The organism is Bosea sp. (in: a-proteobacteria) (assembly GCA_023910605.1).
Lineage (GTDB): Bacteria > Pseudomonadota > Alphaproteobacteria > Rhizobiales > Beijerinckiaceae > Allobosea.
The window spans coordinates 1184268-1207447 of the sequence record JAAVVV010000001.1; the positions used below are offsets into that span (position 1 = coordinate 1184268).

Consider the following 23180-nt stretch of genomic DNA (forward strand, 5'->3'; position numbering starts at 1 on the left):
GCGCCCCTGCCATCACCGCGCCTCTGCCATCACCGCGCCTCTGCCATCAGCGCACCTCGGCGATGCGGCCCCCGCGCGGGCTCGTCGAGGCCTCGCGGAAGCCAGGCTGGGGCCCGCCGGCCGCCGAGATGTCAACGCCGCCGCCCGGCTGCACCGAACGGAACATGTCCTCGACGCGGGTGATCACCTCAAAGGAGCGGCGCGAGAGATGTCCTGCCCTGAGCTGCTGCAACTGGTCGCTGGGCTGGGCCCCGGGCGCACCCGCAACCGTGCTCGCGCGCGGGTCGGGCTGTGTGGTGATCACGCCCGGAATGGGTTTGAGCTCCAACCCGGCATGGGCGAAGTTCATGATTTCCTTGAAGGTCATGGCCGGCAGCGAGCCGCCCGTCATGTTGTTCGTCTCACTGGAATCGTCATTGCCAAACCAGACGCCGGTGACAAGGTTGCCGGTGTAGCCGACATACCACGCATCCTTGTAGCCGTTGGTGGTGCCGGTCTTGCCGGCCGACACGACCCCGTCAAGCGCCGCGCGCCGGCCCGTGCCTTCGGTGGGCACCTTCGACAGGATGAAGTTCATGTCCTGAGCAACGCCCGTGGCGATGGCCTGCTCGGGGCGTGGCGCATCGCGGTCACGGCGCCATATGGGCGTGCCGTTGGAGGAGAACACCTCGATCGCGGCATGGGGCCGGGTCTGGCGCCCGCCGCTGGCAAGGGTGGCATAGCCGGCCGTCATGTCGAGGACCGTGACCTCGGCGGCGCCGATGGGCAAAGCCACGCTGTCGGTCAGCGGCGTGGAGACAAGGCCCATGCGCCGCGACGTATCGATGATGCGGCGGCGGCCGAGCGCTGCGGCGCGGCCTTCATGCATCTCGCCCATCGCCCGTCCCATCTGGATCGACATGCGGACCGGGATGGTGTTGATCGATTTGGCCATGGCCACGGTCAGCGGCATCGATCCCGCATAGGACCGGCCGTAATTGTTGGGGCACCAGTTGCCGATGCAGACGGGCGCATCCGTCACGATCGAATTGGGCTTGAACAGGCCCTGCGTCATGGCGGCGGTGTAGACGAAGGGCTTGAAGGACGAGCCGGGCTGGCGCGCCGCATCGGTGGCGCGGTTGAACTGGCTGGCGCCATAGTCGCGCCCGCCCACCATGGCGCGCACGCCGCCATCGACATCCATGGTCACGGTCGCGGCCTGGGTGGCGCTGTAGTCGGGGCCATGCTGGCGCAGGATCTGCTCCACGACCTGGTCCGCCTTGGCCTGGATGGCCGGATCATGCTGCGTCTTCACGATCAGCACCCGATCCGTGCCGAAGGCGCCGGTTCCCGCCATTTGCGCCACATCGGCGAAGGCCCAGTCGAGATAATAGTCGGGCGACGAGCCGCGTGCCCGGTCGACGGGCGTTGCCGGATTGCGCCGCGCGCTGTCCACCTGGCCGGCAGTGAGAAAGCCGGCCTCGACCATGTTGGACAGCACGTCCAGGGCCCGTGCCCGCGCGGCAGGCAGGTTCACATGCGGCGCGAAGCGGGTCGGCGCCTTGAACAGGCCGGCCAGCATGGCCGACTCGGCCAGCGTCACGTCCTTCACCGACTTGCCGAAATAATATTCGGCAGCCGCACCCACGCCGAAGGCGCCGCCACCCATATAGGCGCGGTCGAGATAAAGCTTGAGGATCTCGTTCTTGCTGAGCCGCTGCTCGAGCCAGACGGCGAGGAAGGCTTCCTTGATCTTGCGGTCGAGCGATCGCTCATTGTTGAGAAACAGGTTCTTGGCGAGTTGCTGGGTGATCGTCGAGCCGCCCTGCACAACCCCCGAGGCGCGGGCGTTCACGCTGAGCGCGCGCACCAGCCCGATCGGATCGATGCCGACATGCTCATAAAAGCGCCGGTCCTCGGTCGCGAGGGCCGCCTTGACGAGATGGTCGGGGAGGTGCTCCAGCCGGACCGAGTCATCCTGCCGGATGCCCCGCTTGCCGATTTCCGAGCCGTAGCGATCGAGGAAGGTGACGGCGAGGGGCTGGCGCCGCACGAAATCCTCATCGGCGTCGCGCAATGCGGAATGCGCCATGGCCGTGAGGAGCAAGAGCCCGGCCAAACCGACGGCCAGCCCCTCGCTCGCGAACTCGACGACGAACCGGCGCCCCCCCGAAACCGCGAAGACGCCCATCATGGACCGGAAGCGTTCATGCCGGTCTGCTGCCCTCCGGGCCGCTTCATGGAGCGCGGAGTCGAGCGCTGCGTCGGCGCCGAGCGCCAGACGCTTGAACCGGCTCCAGAGGGTCTTGCGCTGGAATTCCACGCCCTCGTTCCTGATCCTGTTCTGATCCCGAAATGCATGCTTCCGGATCAACGTTTCTTAAACCGTGTCTCAACGTGGGACGCAATCGCGCCCTCGTCGCCATCATGGCGGCCAGATTGCACGGAGCAGGCCAGCAGCAGCCAACGAAGCTCACGGCCCAAACAACGGCGGCGCAGCGTTCGGGGTTCCGCTGTGAATATGAAATAAAAATTCGATAAAATTTTATTGTTCGATATGTTGGATGAATTAATTTTGCTTGTTAACGCCCGTAGAGTTGGTTAATTTTACCGTGTTCAGATATTAATCTTGAAATTGAAAGAGCAACAACAGAGAAAGTCCAGCAGCATTAAAGCGGCGCCGACGTAACGGCAGCAGCCTGGCGGATCGATCGGAGTTCAAGATGAAACATGCCTTCGCCTCAATGTCGCTGATCGCGCTCGGCGCGCTGGTTCTGGGCGCAGCATCGGCGCAGGCCGGCACGCCCTGCCATGGCGCCCATTGCTACAAGCTCGTCGAGACCCCGCCAGCCTTCAGGCATGTTGCGGAAGAGGTCATGGTCCGGCCGCCGCAGCGCGTTGCCCGGCATGTGCCCGCCCAGTTCGAGACGGTCACCGAAACCGTGACCATCCGTCCGGCGCGCACGGTGGCGCACCATGTTCCTGCCAGATACGCCGTCGAGGCCGAGACCGTGATGATCGCCCCGGCCCGCAAGGTCTGGCAGGTTTCAGTCAACATGTTCGGCGAGAAGGTCGGCTGCTGGGTCGATGTCCCCGCGCAGTATGCCACGCGCCACCGCCATGTGAGGGTGCGGGACGCCCGGCTCGTTCATGAGACCATCCCCGCCATTCATGCCGAGCGCTCGCGCGCCGTCATGGTCCGTCCGCCGACGATCGAATACGACGTCGTGCCGCCAGTCTATCGGACACGCCACCGCCAGGTCATGGTGCACCCGGGCTCCAAGGCCTGGGCGCCAGTCAGGAGTTACTGATCTTCGAACGCAGTCGTACCACGGTTTTCCTTGCCCCGGCCTTCGCGCCGGGGCTTTTTTCGTCTTCCCGCCTTCGTGCGGGGCCTGGCTTTTTTTCGCCGGCATGCGCCCCGTATGCCTCCCTTTCCGGGCCTTGAGCCGGCGGCGCGTATCGCAGCCTTCGGGCGAAGCCTTGCGCAGGGCCGGGGCAGGGCCCACCTCTCAAGGGTGCGGCCCCCCGCCGCGACAACAAGAGGAGAGAGACGATGACGCCGCAGGAACGCGACGTAATCGCCGGGATTTTCGATCGGCTCAAGCAGGTTTCCAATCAGCCGCGCGATCCGGAGGCCGAGCGCCTCATCGCCGAGCGGCTCGCAGCTCAGCCCTATGCGCCCTATGCGATGGCGCAGGCCGTCCATGTCCAGGAGCAGGCCCTGCTCAACCTGCAGGCCCGCATCGAACAGCTCCAGCAGGAGGTCGAGGATCTGCGCAGCCAGCCTCAGGCTCAGGGCGGGTTCCTGTCGGGTCTGTTCGGCGGCGGCGCGCAGCCTTCACCGCCGCCGCAGCGCCGCGCGCTGCCGGGCGCGATGCCGGCCGGCATGATGGCGGCCCGCCCCGGCCCGCCTCAGGATGCCGGCCCGGCTGGTGCGCAGCCGCAGGCCGGGCCATGGGGCCAGCGGCCCGGCGGCGGCTTTCTTGCCACGGCCATGACCACGGCCGCTGGCGTGGCGGGCGGCATGGTGCTCGGCAATGTGCTGATGAACGCCTTGCAGGGCGACAAGGCGGCTGCGGCGGACTCGACCGCGGCAGCCCCTGCGGCAAGCGAGGCGGGCGCCGAACCGCAAGCCGAGCCTGCCTCTTATGAGGACCCGGGCGCCTTCGACGATGGCGGCGGCTCCGACGGCGGCGACTGGGCCTGAATCAGCCGGGTTCAGACGAATCCTGGCCAGAAGCCACGACCCCCCCCTTGGCGGCGGGCGGGTCAGGGTGTGCGGGCCGGAGAGAGCGATGACGGCCCGCGCGATCCGCAAAGGCGCGCGGGCGCACGGCGAGCCGGAAGCGCGAGTCGACGATCAGATCACGATCACACGCATCCCGACGCGCACGCGGTTGTAGAGATCGGTGACGTCGTCATTGGTCATGCGGATGCAGCCCGAGGAGACGGCCTGGCCGATCGTGTGCGGCTCGTTCGTGCCGTGAATCCGGTATAGCGACGAGCCCAGATACATGGCCCGCGCGCCCATCGGGTTGTCGGGCCCCCCCGCCATGAAACGTGGCAGATCGGGCCGGCGCTTGAGCATCTGCGCAGGCGGCCGCCAGTCGGGCCATTCCGCCTTGCGGGTGATGCTCTTCACACCTGCCCATTCGAAGCCCGGCCGCCCGACGCCTATGCCGTAGCGCAGCGCGCGGCCATTCTCGAGAACGAGGAACAGGAACTTGTTGGGTGTGTCGATCACGACGGTGCCCGGGCGGTGCGGCCCGTCATAGGCCACCTCCTGCTTTTGGAAGCGCGGGGAGAGCATGCGCTCGATCGGCCGGTCGATTTCGGCGCGCGGCTGGATGCCGGCCATCTGCCGGGACAGCCGGGCCACGGGCTCACCCGTGAATGGGTCGGTCTGGTGGGACGGCTCCGGCCGCGCGGCGACGGGCCGGCGCGGCTCGGGCTGGGCGCGGTAGTATGTGCCCGGCGTAGGATCGCGTCCGGTCATCAGCAGTTCGATGAAGCCGCCGCCATAGGCGCCCGGCTGGCGCCCGGCTGGCGCCTGTGGAACCGAGCCGGTGTGCAGCGGTGCATGGGCGGCCCGCGCTGCACGCGGGGGCTGCGCGGGATCCATGAAGAAGGCCTGTGCGAGGGCCTGACCGGGCAGGCCGAACGCAGCCAGCGCAAGGACGAAACGCGATACGCAACGCATGTGTGACACTCTGAACTCAACACGACAGCCTGGCCGGAAGGGCCAGGGTCACGCCACGCTGCGCCCCGCCGCTCAATGCCGGGTAAATGGATCGGGTGTTGACGTGGTTGAGGATTCACCACGCGCGTTTTCCCTTCGGTATGGTTACCCCGAGGCCGACAAACGCGGTTAATGAGGTCGAAAGCCGGCTTTCAGCGCCCGCCGCAGCGCATGAAGACCATCACGCCGTAGCGGTTGGCAACGGTGGGATCCACCCAGCGCAGCACGAAGCGGCCGGGCTCGAAGGCCAGGAAGGCGCGATCCCTGGCGCCGCCGGCTTCCCCTTCCGGGCCGACATAGGTGGTTCCGCCCCAGCCCTGCTTGATGACATGCTCGCTCTTGCCGGGATCGTCGGGCTGGTTGAGCAGCACGCCGCCATTGGGCCCGCGGGCGATGATGTAGGGCGCGCTGCACGCGCCACGCGCTGCGGCCGTGACCTTGGCCGCGTCGGCCTCGCGGAAATAGGAGGCCAGGCCCCAGCGCCCCACCATCTGCTCGGCGCTCTGCGCCTGCGCCGGTGCGGTTGCGGCCAGACCCGCCATGGCGATGATGGCCGCCATCAGGGCGATGCGGGGCGATGCGAACGTCATGCGGCTTCCCTCGGCTTGCGTCTGACAAGATAGGCCAGGAGGCCCGCACGGCAACCGGCGACATTGCCGGCCAGCATGATGGCGAGATAGATGACGCCGCCGAGCGCGAGCTGCGCGGTCAGCGCCAGCGAGGCGGGCTGGAGTTCGCGCAAGGGCCAGATGCCGATGAGCATCAAGCCCAGCGCGATGCCGATCACCACCAGTTCGCGCGCCGGGGGGCGTGCGCGGCGATGGCGCATGGCGCCGATGCCGACCAGAAGCGCGCAGCAGACAAAGGCAGCGGACATGGCCAGCGCCACCGCCGCCGGCCCGAAGGCTGCGCCCATGCCCGCCCAGATGAGCCCGAGCATGGCCAGGTTGAGCACCACCGCCATCAGGCAGGCGAATGCCGAGACGAGCGTGCGCCGGCTCATCAGGAACACCGCATTGAACCCAACTTGCATGAGCGGCAAGGCCACGAAGGCCGGCATGAGCAGCCACAGATAGCCGCTGAAATGCCCGTGGAAGGCCTGAGGCACGATGAGCGCCTCAAAAGCGGGAAGCACGGCGAGGAAGCCGCCGGCCACAGGCAGCATGACCGCGAGCACGATGACCATGTTGCGCGCGATGCGGTCATGGGCGGCGTCCAGCCCGTCGCGTTCGAGCGCCTTCACAGCCAGCGGCAGCAGCATGATCTCGACCGTGGCCCCGATCGTGGCGAGCACCTTGAAGCCGATATCGGCCGCAAGCGCGAGGTAACCGGCTTCCGCAAGCCCGTGCGCGCTGGCCATGTAGGCGCGGTTGAGCAGCGGAATCGTGGAGAGCAGCACATTGCCCGCCACCAGCGGAAAAGCGTAGGTGGCGAACATGATGGTCTGCGACCGGTCGATCAGGCCCAGGCGCAAAGGCCCGTCGGACAGGGCGCGGCGCACCGCGAGCACGCCTGCGAGCGAGCTCAGCGCCGAACCGGCAAGCACCAGCGACGGATTGTGCGTCCACCATGCCCCGCCGGCCATCAGGATCAGGGCGAGGATGTTCTTGATGATGACCATGCGCAGATAGGCGGCATCCGCCTGCCGCGCCCGCGCGACCGCCTGGTGATAGTCGAAAAGCCCGCCCAGAACCCCGGCGGTGACGGCCGCCATAGTCAGCGCCGCAGGCAGCCTGGGGTCGATGCCGGCCGCCAGCGCCGCCAGCAGCAGGGCGATCATGCCCAGCGTGCACAACGCCGCCAGTGCATCGAGCGTGGCGCGGACCTGCGGCTCGCTGTCGCGTTTGCCGTTGGTGTAGAAGCGGATGGCGGACAGCTTGAGCCAGTCGATGCCCGCCGCGTTCACAAGGACCAGCAGGGCGGCTCCGAGAGCATAAAGCCCGAACTGCTCCGGCCCCAGGAACTTGGCGACAAGCAGGCCCAGCACGAAGTTGAGCGCGGAATTGACCGCGAAGGTGCCGGCAAGAAGCATGGCGCGCCCGAACCGCTCAGAGGGTTCCGACGCGCTCGGGCGCGGCGCGGCCCGTGAGCACGTCGAACAGCCCGCGCAGATTGCCCTTGAGCCGGCCCTTTCGGTCCACCTCGGGCTCGGGGCGCAGCGATTTGACCAGATTGGCCACAAGGTTGCGCGCCAGCAGCGGCAGTGCATGGCCCGGCGTCATGGTGCCCTTGCGCATCAGGTAGACGACGTTGACGACCTGCGCATAGCCAAGCTTGATCCCCGGCGAGCGCCCGCTCTTCACTCCCAGATGCACCCCCCAGAGCTCATCGAAGCGCACCCGCTTGCCCGTCCCGCGGGCGCGTGCGCTGAAGTCTGTGTCCTCCTGCCAGCCATAGAGCTTCAGCCGCTCGTCGAAGCGCTGATCGCCGATCGCACTCATGCGGAAGCCCATGTTGCAGCCATAGCTCGGCACGTCGCCCGCGTTGGCGTGGGGCAGGCTTCGGCCTCCGGCGAGCAATGCCAGCGCCGCGGCGTCCTCCTTGGCCACGATGGCTTCCGCTGTCTCCCAGCCCAGGCCCGGCCCATGAATTCCGTCGGCCAGGATGCGGCCGGTGAAGGCGTTGACCGAGCCATCCGCCATCATCAACCGGCGCGCCTGCGCCAGCCAGAAGCGGGAGGGCGCGAAGTCGTCATCGAAGAACACGATCAGGTCGACATCCTCCTTGACCATCTCGATGCCGTGATTGCGCTGGATGGTGAGCCCGCGCCCCGCAATGGCCACCTCGACGGGCCGCCCCGCAGCCTCTGCCGGCACGCGCTCCACATCTTCTGGCGCGGCGCCGACCACGATCAGCCGCTCGGCCGGCTCGCTCTGATGCGCCAGCCCTTCCACCGCGCGGGCTACGACCTCGGGCCGTCCTGCTGTCGCAAGGATCACGGCGATACGCATCGTCTCTTTCCGTCCGGGTTTGGAGTCGATCTGGCGTGATCCTAGCCGTTCCCGCCAAAGAATCCGTTACCCCGGCGTTTGGCAAACCGCGAGCCACTGCCGCGGCTTGCGTCCCGCGCATCGTTGCATCGCGCCTTCGCCTGCCGCGGAGGCTAGGCGCGGGCGCGCCGAAGTCTTACACGGGCTCATGTCCTTGCCCGATGCGCCCCATGCCAGCGGCCAGGCCATCCGCCCCGTGCGCGATGGCGATGGCGAAGCCGTGGCGTCGCTCATCATGGCCTGCTTCGCCGAGTATCCGGGCTGCCAGTTCTCCTGGGACGAGTTTCCCGAGTTGCGCGAGCCGGCCCGTTGGGCCTCGGCGCGAGGCACGCGCATGCATGTCGCGGAGGATGGAGCAGGGGCGATCATCGGCTGCATCTGCGCCACTCCGGCCTTGCTCGCCCCGGCCTTGCTTGCCCCGGCCTTGCTCGCCCCGCACGAGGCTGGCGCCGCGCCAGCCGATGCGGCTGCGCCCATGGCCGTCGGTCGCTTCACAGAGCTGCACAAGTTCTACGTCGCCTCCGCCCATCGCGGCAGGGGACTCGCGCAGCGGCTGGCAGGGTTGGTTCTCGACGCCGCGCGAGAGGCTGGGTCTGACGGCGTGATGCTGTGGACGGACTCGCGCTTCACGCGCGCGCACAGCTTCTATGCAAGGCTCGGCTTCGTGCGCCAGCCGCCCACGCGACGCCTGCATGACATCTCCGACACCACCGAGCATCTGTGGCTGCTGGCGCCGGCTCGCCGGCCATGAGGGGTTTGGGCGCCGCTCTCACCGGCATCAAGGCGCGCGGCCTCGCGCTGCCGCCTGTGCTGCTGGCCACGCTCGGCGTGTTCCTGCTGACGGCAATGGATGCGGTGGTGAAGGGCCAGATGCTGGCCCATCCCGTCATCGTCTCGGTGTTCCTGCGCTTTGCCATGGGCGGCGCCATCGCCATTTGTGTGGTGCTGTGGCTGCGCCCGCCGCGGCCGACCGCTCCGGAGATACGGGCCAATCTCGTGCGGGTGCCGCTGGTGGTGGTCACGGCCGGCTCCTTCTTCTTCGCGATCAGCCTCCTGCCGCTGGCGGAAGCGATCGGCCTGTCCTTCCTCGCCCCGGTCTTCATCGCCGTGCTCGGCGTCGTGCTCCTGCGCGAGCGGCTCGATCCGAGCATCCTCATTGCGCTTCTGGCCGGCTTCGGCGGCATGGCGGTGATGCTCTGGCCCAAGCTTCAGGCGGGGGTCGATGGCTCGACGCTGGGCGTGGCGGCGGCGCTGTTTTCCGCCTTCGCCTATGCCTTCAACATCATCCTGCTGCGCAGGCTGGCGGTGAACCAGCACCCGGCCACCATCGTCGCCTTCCAGAACATCGGCCCTGCGCTGTTGCTGGCCCCCTTCGCGCTCTGGGCCTGGTCGCAGCCCGATGCGGCCGACCTCGTCATGTTCGCGCTGGCGGGCCTGCTGGGCGTGGCAGGTCATCTGGTGCTGACCTTCGCCTTCTCGCGCGCAAACGCCTCCCGGCTGGCGCCGACGGAATATACGGCGCTGGTCTGGGCGGCGATCATCGGCTTCACGTTTTTCGGCGAAGTGCCGACGTTCTTCACCGTGGCGGGCTCGGCGCTGATCGTGGCGGGCTCGCTGGCGCTGGGCCGCAAGCGGGGCTGATATCGCTGCCGCAATATCCTCATCCGGGAATTCTTGACAGGGCAGGGCACGACGCCTATCTCAACGCCAGCCGTTAGCACTCTCTCGATGTGACTGCTAACGGTCCGGGCCGGCAAGGCCCTCTCCCAAATGTTCAGTTGAGCAGAGGAAATACATCCATGAAGTTCCGTCCGCTGCATGACCGCGTGGTCGTCCGTCGCATCGAAAGCGAAGAGAAGACCAAGGGCGGCATCATCATCCCGGAGACGGCGAAGGAAAAGCCCCAGGAGGGCGAGATCATCGCAGTCGGTTCCGGCGCCCGCGACGAAGCTGGCAAGCTCGTTCCGCTCGATGTCAAGAAGGGCGACCGCGTCCTGTTCGGCAAATGGTCGGGCACCGAAGTGAAGATCGATGGCCAGGAGCTCCTCATCATGAAGGAGTCGGACATCATGGGCATCGTCGGCTGAAGCCGGACGACGTCTGAATTCCCCTTTCCGTTTCAAAGTCCAACAGGAGTAGACACATGGCTGCCAAGGACGTTCGTTTTTCGTCTGACGCGCGCGACAAGATGCTGCGCGGCGTCGACATTCTTGCCAATGCCGTCAAGGTGACCCTCGGCCCCAAGGGCCGCAACGTGGTCATCGAGAAGAGCTTCGGCGCCCCCCGCATCACCAAGGACGGCGTCACCGTCGCCAAGGAGATCGAGCTCGCCGACAAGTTCGAGAACATGGGCGCCCAGATGGTCCGCGAAGTCGCGTCCCGTCAGAACGACCATGCCGGCGACGGCACCACCACCGCCACCGTGCTGGCGCAGGCCATCGTCCGCGAAGGCTCCAAGGCCGTCGCGGCCGGCATGAACCCGATGGACCTCAAGCGCGGCATCGACATGGCTGTGGAAGCCGTCGTCGCCGACCTCAAGAAGAACTCCAAGAAGGTCACCTCCAACGCGGAAGTCGCGCAGGTCGGCACCATCTCGGCCAATGGCGACGCCTCGGTCGGCAAGATGATCTCCGAAGCCATGCAGAAGGTCGGCAACGAGGGTGTCATCACCGTCGAGGAAGCCAAGACCGCCGAAACCGAACTCGACGTCGTCGAGGGCATGCAGTTCGATCGCGGCTATCTCTCGCCCTACTTCATCACCAATGCCGAGAAGATGGTCGCCGATCTCGAGGACCCCTTCATCCTGATCCACGAGAAGAAGCTGTCTTCGCTCCAGGCCATGCTTCCGGTGCTGGAAGCCGTGGTGCAGACCGGCAAGCCGCTTCTGATCGTCGCCGAGGACATCGAGGGCGAAGCTCTCGCAACCCTCGTGGTGAACAAGCTGCGCGGCGGCCTCAAGGTTGCGGCCGTCAAGGCTCCGGGCTTCGGCGATCGCCGCAAGGCCATGCTTGAAGACATCGCCATCCTGACAGGTGGCCAGATGATCGCCGAAGACCTCGGCATCAAGCTTGAGTCCGTCACGCTCGCCATGCTCGGCCGCGCCAAGAAGGTGCGCATCGAGAAGGAAAACACCACGATCGTCGATGGCGCCGGCAAGAAGAAGGACATTGAAGGCCGCGTTTCGCAGATCAAGGCGCAGATCGAGGAAACCTCCTCGGACTACGACCGCGAGAAGCTCCAGGAGCGTCTGGCCAAGCTGGCGGGCGGCGTCGCGGTGATCCGCGTCGGCGGCTCGACCGAGGTCGAGGTCAAGGAAAAGAAGGACCGCGTGGATGACGCGCTGAACGCCACCCGCGCTGCGGTGGAAGAAGGCGTGCTGCCCGGCGGCGGCGTGGCCCTGCTGCGCGCCGCTGGCTCCATCGGCAAGCTCAAGCCCGCCAACGAGGATCAGAAGATCGGGATCGACATCGTCAAGAAGGCGCTGACCACCCCCGCTCGCCAGATCATCGAGAACGCAGGCGACGACTCTGCCGTCATCGTCGGCAAGCTCGCGGAGTCGAAGGACTACTCGGCTGGCTACAATGCCCAGACCGGCGAGTACGTCGACATGATGAAGGCCGGCATCATCGACCCGACCAAGGTCGTGCGCACGGCCATCCAGGACGCCGCCTCGATCGCGGGCCTGCTCATCACCACCGAAGCCATGATCGCCGAAGCCCCCAAGAAGGATTCGCCGATGCCCATGGGCGGCCCCGGTGGCGGCGGCATGGGCGGCATGGACTTCTGAGGACAGCCATCCGCCTGCCTTCGCGGGCATGGGAGTTCAAAGCCGGCGCAAGCCGGCTTTGTTGCGCGGCAAGGACGTCTGAAGTCCAGCCAACCGCTCCTCTGCGAATCGTTTCAAAGCCGGCGCAAGCCGGCTTTGTTGCTTTCCGGGAGGCGCCCCGCGCTGTTGCGGCATCGCTTCGCCGCCTATGGCCTCACGGTGAAGGCGAAGCTCCGCCACGCAACGGGCAACAAAGCGGCGCCGGTGCGGCTTCCCTTTCGGCACGCGCGCGGAACCGTCTTTGCCTGGCGGTGTTTCATGATTGCACTGCCACTCGCCGGCTAGTGGAGTCCAAACAACTCCGGGGTTTGACCCCGCAATCTTTGTCTTCAAAAAAGGGTCCTTCCATGAAGAAGTTCACTGTCATTCTCGCCGCCGTTCTGACCGCTGCCGCTCTCGGTGCTTGCGCCGGCAAGGCGCCGCTCGGCAAGGGCAAGTCGCCCGTCGTTGCGCCGCAGGTTGCTCCGATCGCCGTCCGCGGCTGAACTCGGACGCGTCTGGCGCGTTCAGTTCCCTGCTACAGCCCAACAGCGCCGCTTTCCGCTGCGCTGTTGGGTTTTCAATGTCGAATCGGCGCGTCACGCGCCGCGATCTCCAGCGCGTCTCAACGAGGTGGTACTCATGACGGATTTGCCGCTCCACCTGCCTTCTTCAGCAAAGTGCCTTGCCGGCCTCGGTCGCGCCGTGCGGTTGGCCGCACTCAGCGCCGTCGCCCTGACGTTCGCGGCGGGCCGGCCATGCGAGGGCCTTGGGCTCGCCACTCCCGCAATGGCCGGACCGATGGCGGCCGAAGCCTCGATCGCGCAAGCTGCGCCGCAGGCCGGGTTCGCTTCGATCGCCCCGGCCGAACCTTTGCCGGCCGGCGTCTATGCTGTGGCGAACAAGTCCGCGCCGGCGCGGTCCTCTGCCCGCACCCGCACGGCGAGCCGCGCCGCGCCTGCCGCCGCGACCCGCGCACCGGTGTCGATCAGGACCCATTACATCGAGTTCCGCGCGCGCAATGCCGCCAGCTATGGCCACGCCTTCGCAGCCATCGGAGAACTCAGGCGTGATGGCTCCATCGCCACGCAGGAGATCGTCGGGCTGCATCCGGCGACCGACAGCGTCCTGCCCTGGATGCTTGGCCACATCGTGCCGGTGCCTTCTGAAACCGGCGCGAGCGATGGCGACACCGAGGAGACCTACTTCACCGCGCGCTACCGGATCACCATGGGCAAGGAGCGCTATGACGGGCTCCTGGCCTTTGTGCGCCATCTGCAGGCCAGCTCGCCTGCCTGGCACGCCGTGTTCTATAACTGCAACGCCTTCGTCGGCGACATCGCCCGCCATATGGGCCTGACGCCGCCGAGCAACTCGCTTCTGTTTCCGAAGGAATACATCGAGAAACTGCGCGCCTTGAACCGCGCATGACCATGGGCTGGGATTTGGGAGTGCCGGGTTCTGCGTATCGAGCCGCTGCGGCGGCTGTGATGGCCGTGTCGCTGGGCGCCTGCACGGGAGGCGCTGCAGATTTCGCCAGCCTGGGCAGCGCCAGCCGCCTCGGCGATCTAGGGGCCTTTCCCGCCACCGGCCACATGGTGGCGTCGAGCGCCGGCGCGACCCTCCCTGCGGCGCTGCTCAGGCAGCGCATGCAGGCCAGGAGCATCGGCGCCTCCCGCGGCGCGCTCGTCCCCTACAAGGGCGCCGAGGAGCCTGGCACCATCGTCATCGCGCAGTCGCGCCAGACGCTGTATTTCGTCGAGCCTGACGGCAAGGCCATGCGCTACGCCGTGGCTGTCGGCGCCGCCCAGAACCAGTGGACGGGCGTTTCCAGCGTCACGGCGGTGCATCTGCAGCCCGGCTGGACAGCGCCTGAATCGCTGCGTCGTGGCAACACGGGCCCGGCGCCGGTCTATCCCAGCGGCTCCCCGGACAATCCGATGGGCATTGGCGCGCTGACCTTGTCGGGCGGCGACTATGCAATCCATGGCACGAACCGGCCCGACTCGATCGGCCGCGCCGTCTCGGGCGGATGCTTCCGCATGTTCAACGAGGACATCGCCGATCTGATGCGCCGCGTCAGGGTCGGCACACGCGTGGTCGTCCAAAGCTGAGGGGCCCGGCCGGAGCCGCGCCTTTCGTCTCAGGCCGCGATTTCGTGCATCGTCGTCACGGTGATCGTCTGGTTGTGAAGCTGCGGCGTGCGCGATGCGCCATTCGGCGCGATCTCGCCACCGGAGCAGAAGCCGGGCATTCGCGTGCCGGGCGCAAGGCGAAGCCTGTGGCTTGCCATGCCGCCCCGGCATGGCCTCACCGCGGCCAGCCCCTTGAACCGGGCGGCTGGCTGGTCTTCGATGGCGACATGATCAGCAATACCTTCAAGACCCATCTCATCCGCCAGTTCGGCTCGCCGGCCGTGGTGATCGACCTCGATATCGTGGAGCGCAACATCGCCCGGCTGCAGGCCGCCTGCGCTGCGGCCGGGGTCGCCAACCGGCCCCACATCAAGACGCACAAGAGCCCGCTCATCGCCGCGATGCAGCGCGATGCCGGCGCGCGGGGCATCACCTGCCAGAAGCTGGGCGAGGCCGAGGTGATGGCGGATGGCGGGCTTGATGACATCCTCATCAGCTACAACATCCTGGGCGAGGACAAGGTGGCGCGGCTCGGCGCGCTTCTGGGCCGTTGCGAGGTCACGGTCGCCGCCGACAATCCGGTCACCATCGCGGGGCTGCCTGCGGCCGGGGCCGCGGCGGGAAAACCTCTGGGGGTCGTGGTCGAATGCGACACCGGCCGAAAGCGGGCAGGGGTCGAGACGCCCGGCGAGGCCATCGCGCTTGCCCGGCAGATTGCCGCCTCGCCTCATCTGCGCTTTGCCGGCCTGCTGATGTATCCGCCTGAGGACCGCTGGCTCCAGACCCAAGGCTTCGTGGATGAGGTGAGGGCGGCGCTGCGGCCCGATGGGCTCGACCCTGCGATCATCTCGACGGGCGGCACGCCGAACCTGGCCAATCTGGGCTCGCTGAAAGGCGCCACCGAACACCGCGCCGGCACCTACATCTTCAATGACCGGATGATGATGGCCTGCGGCCAGGCCACGCTGGCCGATTGCGCGCTCCAGGTCTACGCCACTGTGGTCAGCCGCGCCGCGCCCGAGCGCGGCATCCTCGATTCAGGCTCGAAGACCCTGACCGCCGACCCTGGCGGCGGGCTCGATGGCTTTGGCTACATCATCGAGCATCCGCAGGCGCGGATCGCGCGCTTCGCCGAGGAGCATGGCTTCCTCGACCTCGCCGCCTGCAACGAGCGCCCCGGCGTGGGCGACATCGTGCGCATCATCCCCAACCATGTCTGTGTCGTCTGCAACATGGTGGACCGCTATGTGGCGATCCGCGGGGAGGAGATCGTGGGCGAGATTGCGGTCGCCGCGCGCGGCAGGCTGAGCTGAGCGAACGCCCCGGTCATGGCGAGCGCAGCGAGGCAATCCAGCCAGGCATCAATGATGAGCCGCTAAGCGCAGCCTTTCCAGCCCCTTTGGCGCGGAGAGCGTCGCCCTGGATTGCCTCGCTGCGCTCGCAATGACAAAGCGAGCGCCGACTCTTCAATTTTCGCGCTTGATGGCGCTCTCGTGCCATTTGCGCAGGAACACGTGGCTGATCCAGCTGGTCATCAGGAAGATCGCGATGCCGGTCACCGAGATCATGATCAATGCTGCAAACATCCGCGGAATGCGCAGCTGATAGCCCGATTCGAGGATCCGGTAGGCCAGGCCCGATGCATTGCCGCCCGAGCCGGCCACGAACTCGGCCACCACCGCGCCGATGAGCGCAAGCCCGCCCGATATCTTGAGCCCGCCGAGGAAGTAGGGCAGGGCGGCCGGCAGCCTGAGATAGCGCAGCGCCTGCCAGCGATTGGCCTTGTAGAGCTGGAACAGGTTGATGAGGTTATGGTCCGCCGAGTTCAGGCCCATGATGGTGTTCGACAGGATCGGGAAGAAGGCGACGATCCAGGCGCAGATCAGCAGGCTGAGATTGATGTCGCCGACCCAGATGATGATGAGAGGCGCGATCGAGACCACAGGCGTCACCTGGAGGATCACGGCATATGGGAAAAGGCTCATCTCCAGCCATTTCGACTGGGTGAAGATGATGGCGAGCGCCACCCCCACGGTCACAGCCGCGATCAGCGCCGCGAACGTGATCCTGAGCGTGATCCACAACGAGCCCGATAGCGTGCCCCAGTCCGCCACCAGCGTCTTGGCGATGAGCCAGGGGCCGGGCAGCACATAATGCGGGATGGACTTGTAGTGGACGATCCATTCCCAGAAGCCGAGCGCGAGGATGCCGATCATCAAAGGCGCGAGGATGCCGGGCCAGGTGCTCCTGGCGATGCCGAGGATGCGCTGCTCCTCGACGAAGATCGGCCTGTTCTCGGCATCGGTGCCGCTGTCGCCTGCGGTTGCGGCCAGGTTGCTGCCTGAGGCTGTCATGTCGGTCATCCGGCGATGGCCTTCTTGAGGTTCTGCGAAGCGACGCGGCACAACTCGGCATAGTGCGCCGAGGTGCGGAAGAGGTCATCGCGCGGATGGGGCGCGTCCACGTTGAGATCCGCCATCACCCGGCCGGGCCTCGCCGCCATCACGACGATGCGTTGCGACAGATACACCGACTCGAACACCGAGTGGGTCACGAAGACGGCGGTGAAGCGCTGCTCCCACCACAGGTTCAGCAGATCGTCGTTGAGCTTGTGGCGCGTGATTTCGTCGAGAGCGGCGAAGGGCTCGTCCATCAGCAGGATGGACGGCCTGGTCACCAGCGCCCGCGCGATGGACACGCGCATCTTCATGCCGCCTGACAGCTCGCGCGGGTAGGACCCCTCGAAGCCCTTGAGCCCGACATGGGCGAGCATGTCGGCCGCGGCGGCCTCGGCCTCGCGCCTGGCGACGCCCTTGAGCGTGAGCGGCAGCATCACGTTCTTGAGGGCCGTGGCCCATGGCATCAGGGTCGGCTCCTGGAAAACGAAGCCGAGATCAGGCTCTGCGTGACCTTCGGCGTCATGCGCGGAGGTCGGCCATTCGATGGTGCCGCGTGAGGGCTCGCCCAGGCCCGAGATCATGCGCAGCAGCGTCGACTTCCCGCAGCCGGATGGGCCGAGGAGGCTGACGAACTCGCCGCGCGCCAGGTCGAGATTGACGTCGCGAACGGCGATGGTGCCGTTCGCGAACTGCTTGGAGACGTCGCGGATCGACACGAGCGGGCGCGACGTGGCGACGGCCCGGTTTTCCGTAACGTCGAGCGCCGCGTTCACGCGCCGACGCCCTTGTTGATGAACTCGAGCGAGTAGGCCTTCTTGATGTCGAGGCCCGTCGGGAACGCGCCCGCAGCGGCCATTGTGTCGTAGAAGGACTTCCACCGGGCATCTGTCATGGCCCCGACGCCGAGCCTGAGCGCGTCGCCGGAGCGGACGATGCCGCGCTCGTTCATGACCTTGATCGCATAGGCGATCTTGTCGTCTGTCATGTCCGGATTGTCCTTCTTGATCAGCGCATTGGCAGCCTCGATCGCGGGCCCGCCCTTGATGTACTCGGCCCAGCCTTCGAGGCTCGCCGTGACGAAGCGCTGCACGAGGTCCTTCTTCTCGGCCGCCATCTTGTTCGAGATGTTGATCGTGGTGTTGTAGTTCTCGAAGCCCGCGTCGGCGATGAGGTGCACCACCGGGTTCACGCCTGCGCTCTGTATGGCGAAGGGCTCGGATGACAGGAAGCCCTGCTGTGAGACCTGCTTGTCTGCAAGGAAGGGCGCCATGTTGAAGGTGTAGGGCCGGGCCTGCTCGTCGGTGTAGCCGAACTTGGCCTTGAGGAACGGCCAGTAGCTGGTGCGACCGGCGGCGCCGATCAGGATCGGCTTGCCCTTCAGCGAGGCGAGGTCGTCATGCCCCACGCCCGGATGGGAGATGATCACCTGCGGATCCTTCTGGAAGATCGAGGCGATGCACATGTAGGGAATGCCCTCGCGCACGTAATTGATCGCCTCGAACGAGTTGGACATGATCATGTCCACGCGGCCGCCGAGGAGGAGCTGCGAGGGGTTCTGCTGCGGGCCGCCCATGCGGATGTCGGCGTCGATGCCATGCTTCCGGTAAATGCCGGAGGCGACGGCATGATAGAAGCCGCCATGCTCGGCCTGGGCGCGCCAGTTGGTCTGATAGCTGACCTTGTCGAGCGTCTGCGCGTTGACGCGGCCCGAGACGGGGATGAGCACCGATGCGCCGGCTCCTCCGAGGAGGCCCAGCGCGGCGCGGCGGTCGATGCGGTATTTCGACATGGTCATGGCAGGAACCTCACTTCGATGGGTCGGACCGGACGCGTCCGACTGATGTTGAGCCCGAATTTGCCAGCAATAGCTGTGCCACCATTATGGATCGTATGGGATGCCGGTCCAGTGCATCCGTGCTCAAATCGAAGGCAGAACTTTGCCGTGAAAACAAGCATGTTATGCAGCCATCCACCGTGCAATCCGCCCGAAGCGCTCTATAATCGGTTTCACGAGCGCCGGCTTGCCTCCTTCAGACGCAGGCCAGCGGCTGTTTATGCGAAGGATCCAAGCCCATGACGCTGGCCGAAACCGCTTCCGCCATCCGGCAGGCCGCCGATGGCGCCCCCGCTCGTCCGCCCCATGACATCGCCGGCTTCATGGCCGACATCGGCGACGTGCCTGTCATCACCGAGATGCAGTCCGTGCGCCGCCGCAGCCGCGATTTCTTCTGGTATTCGCCGGTGCTCAATGCCCAGCTCCACGGCAAGTCGGCGGAGATCATCGCCTGCCCGCGGGATGAGGCCGATGTGGTCCGCATCGCCGCCTCCTGCGCGCGGCGCCGCATCCCGCTCACCATCCGCGGCGGCGCCACCGGCAATTACGGCCAGGCCGTGCCGCTGGAAGGCGGCGTCCTTCTCGACATGACGGCGCTCAACCGCATCGAGTGGAGCCGTCCGGGCGTGGTGCGCGTCGGCGCGGGCGCGCGCATGGACGAGATGGACGCGGAGCTGCGCCCCACCGGCTGGGAACTGCGCATGCACCCCTCCACCAAGCGCATGGCGACGATCGGCGGCTTCGTGGCAGGCGGCTCGGGCGGCGTCGGCTCGGTGACCTATGGCGGCCTTCGCGAGCCGGGCAACATCATCGCCGCGCGCATCGTCACGCTTGAGGAAACGCCGCGGGTCATCGAATTGAGGGCGGAGGCGGCCCAGTTCGTCAACCGCGCCTATGGCACCACCGGCATCATCACGGCGCTGGAGATGCCCACCGCGCCGGCCTGGCCCTGGATCGACTTTGTCGTGGCCTTCGACGATTTCGAGACGGCCATGCAGGTCGGGCAGGCGGTCGCGCTGGCCGATGGCGTGGTCAAGAAGCTGCTGACGCCCATCGCCTGGCCGCTGCCCTCCTATTTCCGGGAGTTGTCCCACGCCTTCCCCGAAGGCAAGCATGTGCTGGTGGCCATGATCGCGGAGGGCTCCGTCGAGAGCTTCCGCATGATCCTCGGCAAGCGTGGCGCCGTCACCTACGAGGCGGTCAACGAGGAAGCGCCCGGCAAGCTGCCGATCTACGAGTTCGCCTGGAACCACACCACGCTGCAGGCGCTCAAGATCGACCGCACCGTCACCTATCTGCAGTGCCTGTATCCGCATGATCGCCTCATGCAGAGCGTGCTCCAGATGCGCGACATGTTCCCGGGCGAGGTCATCCCCCATTGCGAGTTCATCCGCTTCGGCGGGCGCATGACCTGCTCGGCCCTGCCGCTGGTGATCTACACGGACGCCGTGCGCCTGAACGAGATCATCGCGCTGCATGAGGCCAATGGCGTCTTCATCGCCAACCCGCATGTCTACACGCTCGAGGATGGCTCGCGGCACAAGCGGGTCGATGCGGACCAGCTCGGCTTCAAGCACGATGTCGATCCTCACGGCCTGCTCAACCCCGGCAAGATGCGGACCTTCGTGCCGAAAGCGTGAGGGCGGGCCTCATGCGCATCCTTTAACTCTACGGCCACCCGCTGCCCGAAAGCTTCCACGCCTCGATCCGCGATGCGGCGCTGGCGGGTCTCGGGGGCGCCGGCCATGAGGTGGACCTGTGCGATCTCTATCGCGAAGGCTTCGACCCGGCGCTCTCGGAAGAGGGGCGGCGGCATGATCATGACCCGGCGGTGAACCAGGCCGGAATGTCGCAAGCGAGCTCAGGCGCAAGGGCTTCATCGCGGATGTGGGCGGGGCGATGCGGGAGTGGTGATGCCGTGGGTTGCCCGAGCAGCCGCCCCCGATTGTTCGCGATCTTTCGGCTCATGATGGTGACATCGCCGGATGCCTTTACGCTGGCGCGGCCGGAGGCCTTCACGTCGTAATCCTTCGCAACGATCGTGATGTCCCCGGATTCCTTGATGTCTGCAGAGGCCGCGCCGATCTTGATACGGACTGCGTTGCGAGCCTCAACGCGATAGACAGCGCCAGATTTTCCAAGGCCTTCAGCGCGCTTCCGAGGGTTCGGCCCAACACGGTGGCATGCTGCGCTTCCGGCCATGCGCGATCCTGGAGAAGGCGTTGGTGCAGGACGATCAGGATCTGAGGATCAAATCCTCTGGACATTGAATGTCTCCCGCAAGATACGTCATGGATGTCGCAGGGACAGGCGTTGTTGACAAACACGCTGGCAGCAAGCTGCTTCTCGTCTTGCGATGCAGGGAGCGAAGGGCCTAGCTTCAGCCCGACCGATGATGCAGCCGGAGAATGCCATCCATGCCCGCCCGTCACTGGGGTGATCTCACCACCCGCGATTTCCACGGCCTCGACCCCGAAGCCACCATCGCGGTCCTGCCCATCGCGGCGATCGAGCAGCATGGCCCGCATCTGCCCGTCTCGACGGATACCGAGATCGCGCTCGGCATGGTGGCCGAGGCCATGCGCCAGTGCCCGGCCGAACTCGATGCGCTGTTCCTGCCCGTGCAGAGCGTGGGCAAGTCCAACGAACATATCCGCTCGCCCGGCACCCTGACCCTCACCGCCGAGACAGCGCTGAAGGCCTGGACCGAGATCGGCGAGGCGGTGCATCGCGCTGGCTTGAGGAAGCTCGTCTTCGTCAACTCCCATGGCGGCAATGTCGCGCTCATGGATGTGGTCTGCCGTGAGCTTCGCGTGCGCTTCGACATGCTGGCGGTGTCGTCGTCCTGGTCGCGGCTGGGCAAGCCGCCGGGGCTCTACACCGACAAGGAGATGACGGTCGGCATCCATGGCGGCGACATGGAGACCTCGCTGATGCTGCATTTCCGGCCCGAGTTGGTGAAGATGGACAAGGCCATCAACTTCGAGCCCAACTCTGTCGAGATCGCCCGGAGCTTCGAGATCCTGAGGCCGACCGGCGTCACCGCCTTCGCCTGGATCGCGCAGGACATCCATGCGGACGGCGCCGCCGGCGACGCCTCCATCGCCACCGCCGGGAAGGGCAGGCTCACGGCCGGGCATCAGGCCGGGCTGTTCGTCAGGCTGCTTCAGGATGTCCGTGCCTTCTCGCTCGCACGCCTGGCGTGATGTGCCATGAATGTTCCGGTTTCAGGGCTGCCCTTGCTGCGCGCGATGATTAACTGATCGCGATCAAGCCGGTCGCACCACGGTTGAGCAAAGTAGCTATGCTGATAGAACGGGCGTGGGGACGCCGAAAGGTAACGGATATCATGACGATTACACCCCTCATCATGTGCGGCGGCTCCGGTTCGCGCCTGTGGCCGCTCAGCCGTGAATCCTTCCCCAAGCAGTTCGCGCCGCTGATCGGCAACCGTTCGACCTTTCAGGAAACCGTGCTGCGTGTGGCCGACCCCGGGCTCTTCGGCCGGCCGCTGATCGTCACCAACAAGCGCCTGCGCTTCATGGTGGAGCGCCAGCTCGCCGAAATCGGTTGCAAGGCCGACCTGCTCCTCGAGCCCATGGCCCGCGATTCGGGCCCCGCCATCGCGGCCGGCGCCGCGATGATCGCGCGCGAGCGGCCCGACGACCTCGTTCTGGTCCTGGCCGCTGACCATTTGGTGCGCGATGTGCCGCGGTTCCGCGCCACGGTGGCTGCCGGCGCGGAGGCGGCGCGGCAGGGCCATATCGTCACCTTCGGCATAGAGCCCACCATGCCGGCGACCGGCTATGGCTACATCGAGCCGGGCGAGGCGATTGGCGGCAGCGAGACATGCCGCGTCAGGCGCTTCGTCGAGAAGCCCGACGCCGCCACGGCCCAGCGCTATCTGGCGGAGGGCTATCTTTGGAATTCAGGCAATTTCCTGTTCCAGGCCTCCACGCTGCTGGCGGAGTATGAGCGCTTCTCGCCGGAAAGCCTGATCGCGGTGCACGAGGCGCTCAAGCGCGCCGAGACGGATCTTGGCGCGCTCGTTCTTGACGCCGAGGCCTTCGAGAAGACCCACAAGAAGTCGATCGACTATCAGGTGATGGAGAAGACCACCAGGGCTGCGGTCATCCCCGGCTCCTTCGGCTGGTCGGATGTCGGCACATGGGATGCGCTGTGGGACATCTCTGACAAGGACGGGGCCGGCAACGTCACGGTAGGCGATGTCGTCACGGTCAGCTCGCACAACGTCTACGCCTCCACCGATGGCCCGCTGGTCGGGGTGGTCGGCATGAGCGATGCGGTTGTCGTCGCCACCCGCGATGCCGTGCTGGTCTGCGACAAGAGCCGGTCCGGCGAGGTCAAGACGCTGGTCGATCAGTTGCGCAAGCAGGGCGCCAGCCAGGCCACCGACCATTCCCGCATGTACCGGCCCTGGGGCTGGTACCAGACCCTGGAATTGCAGGACCGCTTCCAGGTCAAGCGCATCGTGGTCTATCCTGGCGGCCGGCTCTCGCTGCAGAAGCATTTCCACAGGGCCGAGCATTGGGTCGTCGTGCGCGGCGCGGCGCAGGTCACGGTTGGCGACAGGGTCGAGCTGCTCAACGAGAACCGCTCGATCTACATTCCACTGGGCGAAGTCCACCGCCTAGAGAACCCCGGCAAGATCGACACCGAGATCATCGAGGTGCAGACCGGCAGCTATCTGGGCGAGGATGACATCATCCGCCTCGAGGATGTCTACAACCGCAGCTGACCGCCGTTCCCGGCCGGGGCTCGCCATTGAATCAGTT

22 protein-coding genes are annotated in these 23180 nt (G+C 66.5%); 13 read left to right on the forward strand and 9 right to left on the reverse strand.

The window, feature by feature from the left end:
• Positions 1–46: 46 nt before the first annotated feature.
• The gene (locus tag HEQ16_05910) at positions 47–2302 is read right to left on the reverse strand and encodes a PBP1A family penicillin-binding protein (protein MCO4053582.1); all 2256 of its coding nucleotides are present in this window, start codon (positions 2300–2302) and stop codon (positions 47–49) included.
• Between the two features lie 400 nt (positions 2303–2702).
• On the opposite strand from HEQ16_05910, the gene HEQ16_05915 reads away from it, so the two are divergent.
• On the forward strand, positions 2703–3290 hold the full coding sequence (locus HEQ16_05915) for a hypothetical protein (protein MCO4053583.1): 588 nt from the start codon (positions 2703–2705) through the stop codon (positions 3288–3290).
• A gap of 245 nt (positions 3291–3535) precedes the next feature.
• Positions 3536–4189, forward strand: coding sequence for a DUF2076 domain-containing protein (locus HEQ16_05920; GenBank protein ID MCO4053584.1), 654 nt, complete (start codon positions 3536–3538; stop codon positions 4187–4189).
• A gap of 153 nt (positions 4190–4342) precedes the next feature.
• On the opposite strand, the gene HEQ16_05925 is transcribed toward HEQ16_05920, so the two are convergent.
• From HEQ16_05925 to HEQ16_05940, 4 genes are all read right to left on the reverse strand, one after another.
• Positions 4343–5104, reverse strand: coding sequence for a L,D-transpeptidase (locus tag HEQ16_05925; protein MCO4053585.1), 762 nt, complete (start codon positions 5102–5104; stop codon positions 4343–4345).
• A 269-nt stretch (positions 5105–5373) separates the two neighbouring features.
• Positions 5374–5811, reverse strand: coding sequence for a hypothetical protein (locus HEQ16_05930; protein MCO4053586.1), 438 nt, complete (start codon positions 5809–5811; stop codon positions 5374–5376).
• Positions 5808–7253 (reverse strand): lipopolysaccharide biosynthesis protein, encoded by a 1446-nt coding sequence (locus HEQ16_05935; GenBank protein MCO4053587.1) that lies wholly within the window; start codon positions 7251–7253, stop codon positions 5808–5810. Before HEQ16_05935 ends, HEQ16_05930 begins: the two co-directional genes overlap by 4 nt.
• Before the next feature lie 16 nt (positions 7254–7269).
• Positions 7270–8172 (reverse strand): glycosyltransferase, encoded by a 903-nt coding sequence (locus HEQ16_05940; GenBank protein MCO4053588.1) that lies wholly within the window; start codon positions 8170–8172, stop codon positions 7270–7272.
• A 187-nt stretch (positions 8173–8359) separates the two neighbouring features.
• Between HEQ16_05940 and HEQ16_05945 the strand changes: the two genes are divergently transcribed.
• From HEQ16_05945 to HEQ16_05975, 7 genes are all read left to right on the forward strand, one after another.
• Positions 8360–8962: a GNAT family N-acetyltransferase gene (locus tag HEQ16_05945; GenBank protein ID MCO4053589.1), complete on the forward strand. Its 603-nt coding sequence runs from the start codon at positions 8360–8362 to the stop codon at positions 8960–8962.
• Complete coding sequence (locus HEQ16_05950) at positions 8959–9852, forward strand: DMT family transporter (GenBank protein MCO4053590.1); 894 nt, start codon at positions 8959–8961, stop codon at positions 9850–9852. The genes HEQ16_05945 and HEQ16_05950 overlap by 4 nt, the downstream gene beginning before the upstream one ends.
• A 158-nt stretch (positions 9853–10010) precedes the next feature.
• Positions 10011–10298, forward strand: coding sequence for a co-chaperone GroES (locus HEQ16_05955; protein ID MCO4053591.1), 288 nt, complete (start codon positions 10011–10013; stop codon positions 10296–10298).
• A 56-nt stretch (positions 10299–10354) separates the two neighbouring features.
• The gene (gene groL, locus HEQ16_05960; GenBank protein ID MCO4053592.1) at positions 10355–11998 is read left to right on the forward strand and encodes a chaperonin GroEL; all 1644 of its coding nucleotides are present in this window, start codon (positions 10355–10357) and stop codon (positions 11996–11998) included.
• Positions 11999–12384: 386 nt separating this feature from the next.
• Positions 12385–12522, forward strand: a complete 138-nt coding sequence (locus tag HEQ16_05965) for a hypothetical protein (protein MCO4053593.1) — start codon at positions 12385–12387, stop codon at positions 12520–12522.
• Positions 12523–12658: 136 nt separating this feature from the next.
• Positions 12659–13447: a hypothetical protein gene (locus HEQ16_05970; protein MCO4053594.1), complete on the forward strand. Its 789-nt coding sequence runs from the start codon at positions 12659–12661 to the stop codon at positions 13445–13447.
• Between the two features lie 59 nt (positions 13448–13506).
• On the forward strand, positions 13507–14130 hold the full coding sequence (locus HEQ16_05975; protein MCO4053595.1) for a L,D-transpeptidase: 624 nt from the start codon (positions 13507–13509) through the stop codon (positions 14128–14130).
• A 29-nt stretch (positions 14131–14159) separates the two neighbouring features.
• On the opposite strand, the gene HEQ16_05980 is transcribed toward HEQ16_05975, so the two are convergent.
• Positions 14160–14309: a hypothetical protein gene (locus HEQ16_05980; GenBank protein MCO4053596.1), complete on the reverse strand. Its 150-nt coding sequence runs from the start codon at positions 14307–14309 to the stop codon at positions 14160–14162.
• A gap of 69 nt (positions 14310–14378) precedes the next feature.
• Here HEQ16_05980 and HEQ16_05985 point away from each other — a divergent pair, with 69 nt between their 5' ends.
• On the forward strand, positions 14379–15464 hold the full coding sequence (locus HEQ16_05985; GenBank protein MCO4053597.1) for a D-TA family PLP-dependent enzyme: 1086 nt from the start codon (positions 14379–14381) through the stop codon (positions 15462–15464).
• Between the two features lie 153 nt (positions 15465–15617).
• Here the strand turns inward: HEQ16_05985 and HEQ16_05990 are convergent, their stop codons facing one another.
• From HEQ16_05990 to HEQ16_06000, 3 genes are read right to left on the reverse strand one after another with little or no spacing between them, the layout of a single operon-like run.
• Positions 15618–16505, reverse strand: coding sequence for an ABC transporter permease (locus HEQ16_05990; protein MCO4053598.1), 888 nt, complete (start codon positions 16503–16505; stop codon positions 15618–15620).
• A gap of 5 nt (positions 16506–16510) precedes the next feature.
• Positions 16511–17323: an ABC transporter ATP-binding protein gene (locus tag HEQ16_05995; GenBank protein MCO4053599.1), complete on the reverse strand. Its 813-nt coding sequence runs from the start codon at positions 17321–17323 to the stop codon at positions 16511–16513.
• On the reverse strand, positions 17320–18339 hold the full coding sequence (locus HEQ16_06000; GenBank protein ID MCO4053600.1) for an ABC transporter substrate-binding protein: 1020 nt from the start codon (positions 18337–18339) through the stop codon (positions 17320–17322). Before HEQ16_06000 ends, HEQ16_05995 begins: the two co-directional genes overlap by 4 nt.
• Positions 18340–18623: 284 nt before the next feature.
• Here HEQ16_06000 and HEQ16_06005 point away from each other — a divergent pair, with 284 nt between their 5' ends.
• From HEQ16_06005 to HEQ16_06015, 3 genes are all read left to right on the forward strand, one after another.
• A complete protein-coding gene (locus tag HEQ16_06005; protein MCO4053601.1) occupies positions 18624–20024 on the forward strand; it encodes an FAD-binding oxidoreductase in 1401 nt (466 codons plus the stop codon).
• Positions 20025–20792: 768 nt separating this feature from the next.
• Positions 20793–21590, forward strand: a complete 798-nt coding sequence (locus tag HEQ16_06010; GenBank protein ID MCO4053602.1) for a creatininase family protein — start codon at positions 20793–20795, stop codon at positions 21588–21590.
• Positions 21591–21733: 143 nt separating this feature from the next.
• On the forward strand, positions 21734–23143 hold the full coding sequence (locus tag HEQ16_06015) for a mannose-1-phosphate guanylyltransferase/mannose-6-phosphate isomerase (protein ID MCO4053603.1): 1410 nt from the start codon (positions 21734–21736) through the stop codon (positions 23141–23143).
• Positions 23144–23180 lie beyond the last annotated feature (37 nt).

Bases quoted from the DNA above. Each gene is read 5' to 3' on its own strand.
- HEQ16_05940 (MCO4053588.1), bottom strand. From the start codon at position 8,172: ATGCGTATCGCCGTGATCCTTGCGACAGCAGGACGGCCCGAGGTCGTA.
- HEQ16_06010 (MCO4053602.1), top strand. From the start codon at position 20,793: ATGCCATCCATGCCCGCCCGTCACTGGGGTGATCTCACCACCCGCGAT.
- HEQ16_06005 (MCO4053601.1), top strand. From the start codon at position 18,624: ATGACGCTGGCCGAAACCGCTTCCGCCATCCGGCAGGCCGCCGATGGC.
- HEQ16_06000 (MCO4053600.1), bottom strand. From the start codon at position 18,339: ATGTCGAAATACCGCATCGACCGCCGCGCCGCGCTGGGCCTCCTCGGA.
- HEQ16_05935 (MCO4053587.1), bottom strand. From the start codon at position 7,253: ATGCTTCTTGCCGGCACCTTCGCGGTCAATTCCGCGCTCAACTTCGTG.
- HEQ16_05955 (MCO4053591.1), top strand. From the start codon at position 10,011: ATGAAGTTCCGTCCGCTGCATGACCGCGTGGTCGTCCGTCGCATCGAA.
- groL (MCO4053592.1), top strand. From the start codon at position 10,355: ATGGCTGCCAAGGACGTTCGTTTTTCGTCTGACGCGCGCGACAAGATG.
- HEQ16_05975 (MCO4053595.1), top strand. From the start codon at position 13,507: ATGGCCGTGTCGCTGGGCGCCTGCACGGGAGGCGCTGCAGATTTCGCC.
- HEQ16_05985 (MCO4053597.1), top strand. From the start codon at position 14,379: ATGATCAGCAATACCTTCAAGACCCATCTCATCCGCCAGTTCGGCTCG.
- HEQ16_05925 (MCO4053585.1), bottom strand. From the start codon at position 5,104: ATGGATCCCGCGCAGCCCCCGCGTGCAGCGCGGGCCGCCCATGCACCG.
- HEQ16_05930 (MCO4053586.1), bottom strand. From the start codon at position 5,811: ATGACGTTCGCATCGCCCCGCATCGCCCTGATGGCGGCCATCATCGCC.
- HEQ16_05965 (MCO4053593.1), top strand. From the start codon at position 12,385: ATGAAGAAGTTCACTGTCATTCTCGCCGCCGTTCTGACCGCTGCCGCT.
- HEQ16_05950 (MCO4053590.1), top strand. From the start codon at position 8,959: ATGAGGGGTTTGGGCGCCGCTCTCACCGGCATCAAGGCGCGCGGCCTC.
- HEQ16_05980 (MCO4053596.1), bottom strand. From the start codon at position 14,309: ATGGCAAGCCACAGGCTTCGCCTTGCGCCCGGCACGCGAATGCCCGGC.
- HEQ16_05990 (MCO4053598.1), bottom strand. From the start codon at position 16,505: ATGACAGCCTCAGGCAGCAACCTGGCCGCAACCGCAGGCGACAGCGGC.
- HEQ16_05970 (MCO4053594.1), top strand. From the start codon at position 12,659: ATGACGGATTTGCCGCTCCACCTGCCTTCTTCAGCAAAGTGCCTTGCC.
- HEQ16_06015 (MCO4053603.1), top strand. From the start codon at position 21,734: ATGACGATTACACCCCTCATCATGTGCGGCGGCTCCGGTTCGCGCCTG.
- HEQ16_05915 (MCO4053583.1), top strand. From the start codon at position 2,703: ATGAAACATGCCTTCGCCTCAATGTCGCTGATCGCGCTCGGCGCGCTG.
- HEQ16_05945 (MCO4053589.1), top strand. From the start codon at position 8,360: ATGTCCTTGCCCGATGCGCCCCATGCCAGCGGCCAGGCCATCCGCCCC.
- HEQ16_05920 (MCO4053584.1), top strand. From the start codon at position 3,536: ATGACGCCGCAGGAACGCGACGTAATCGCCGGGATTTTCGATCGGCTC.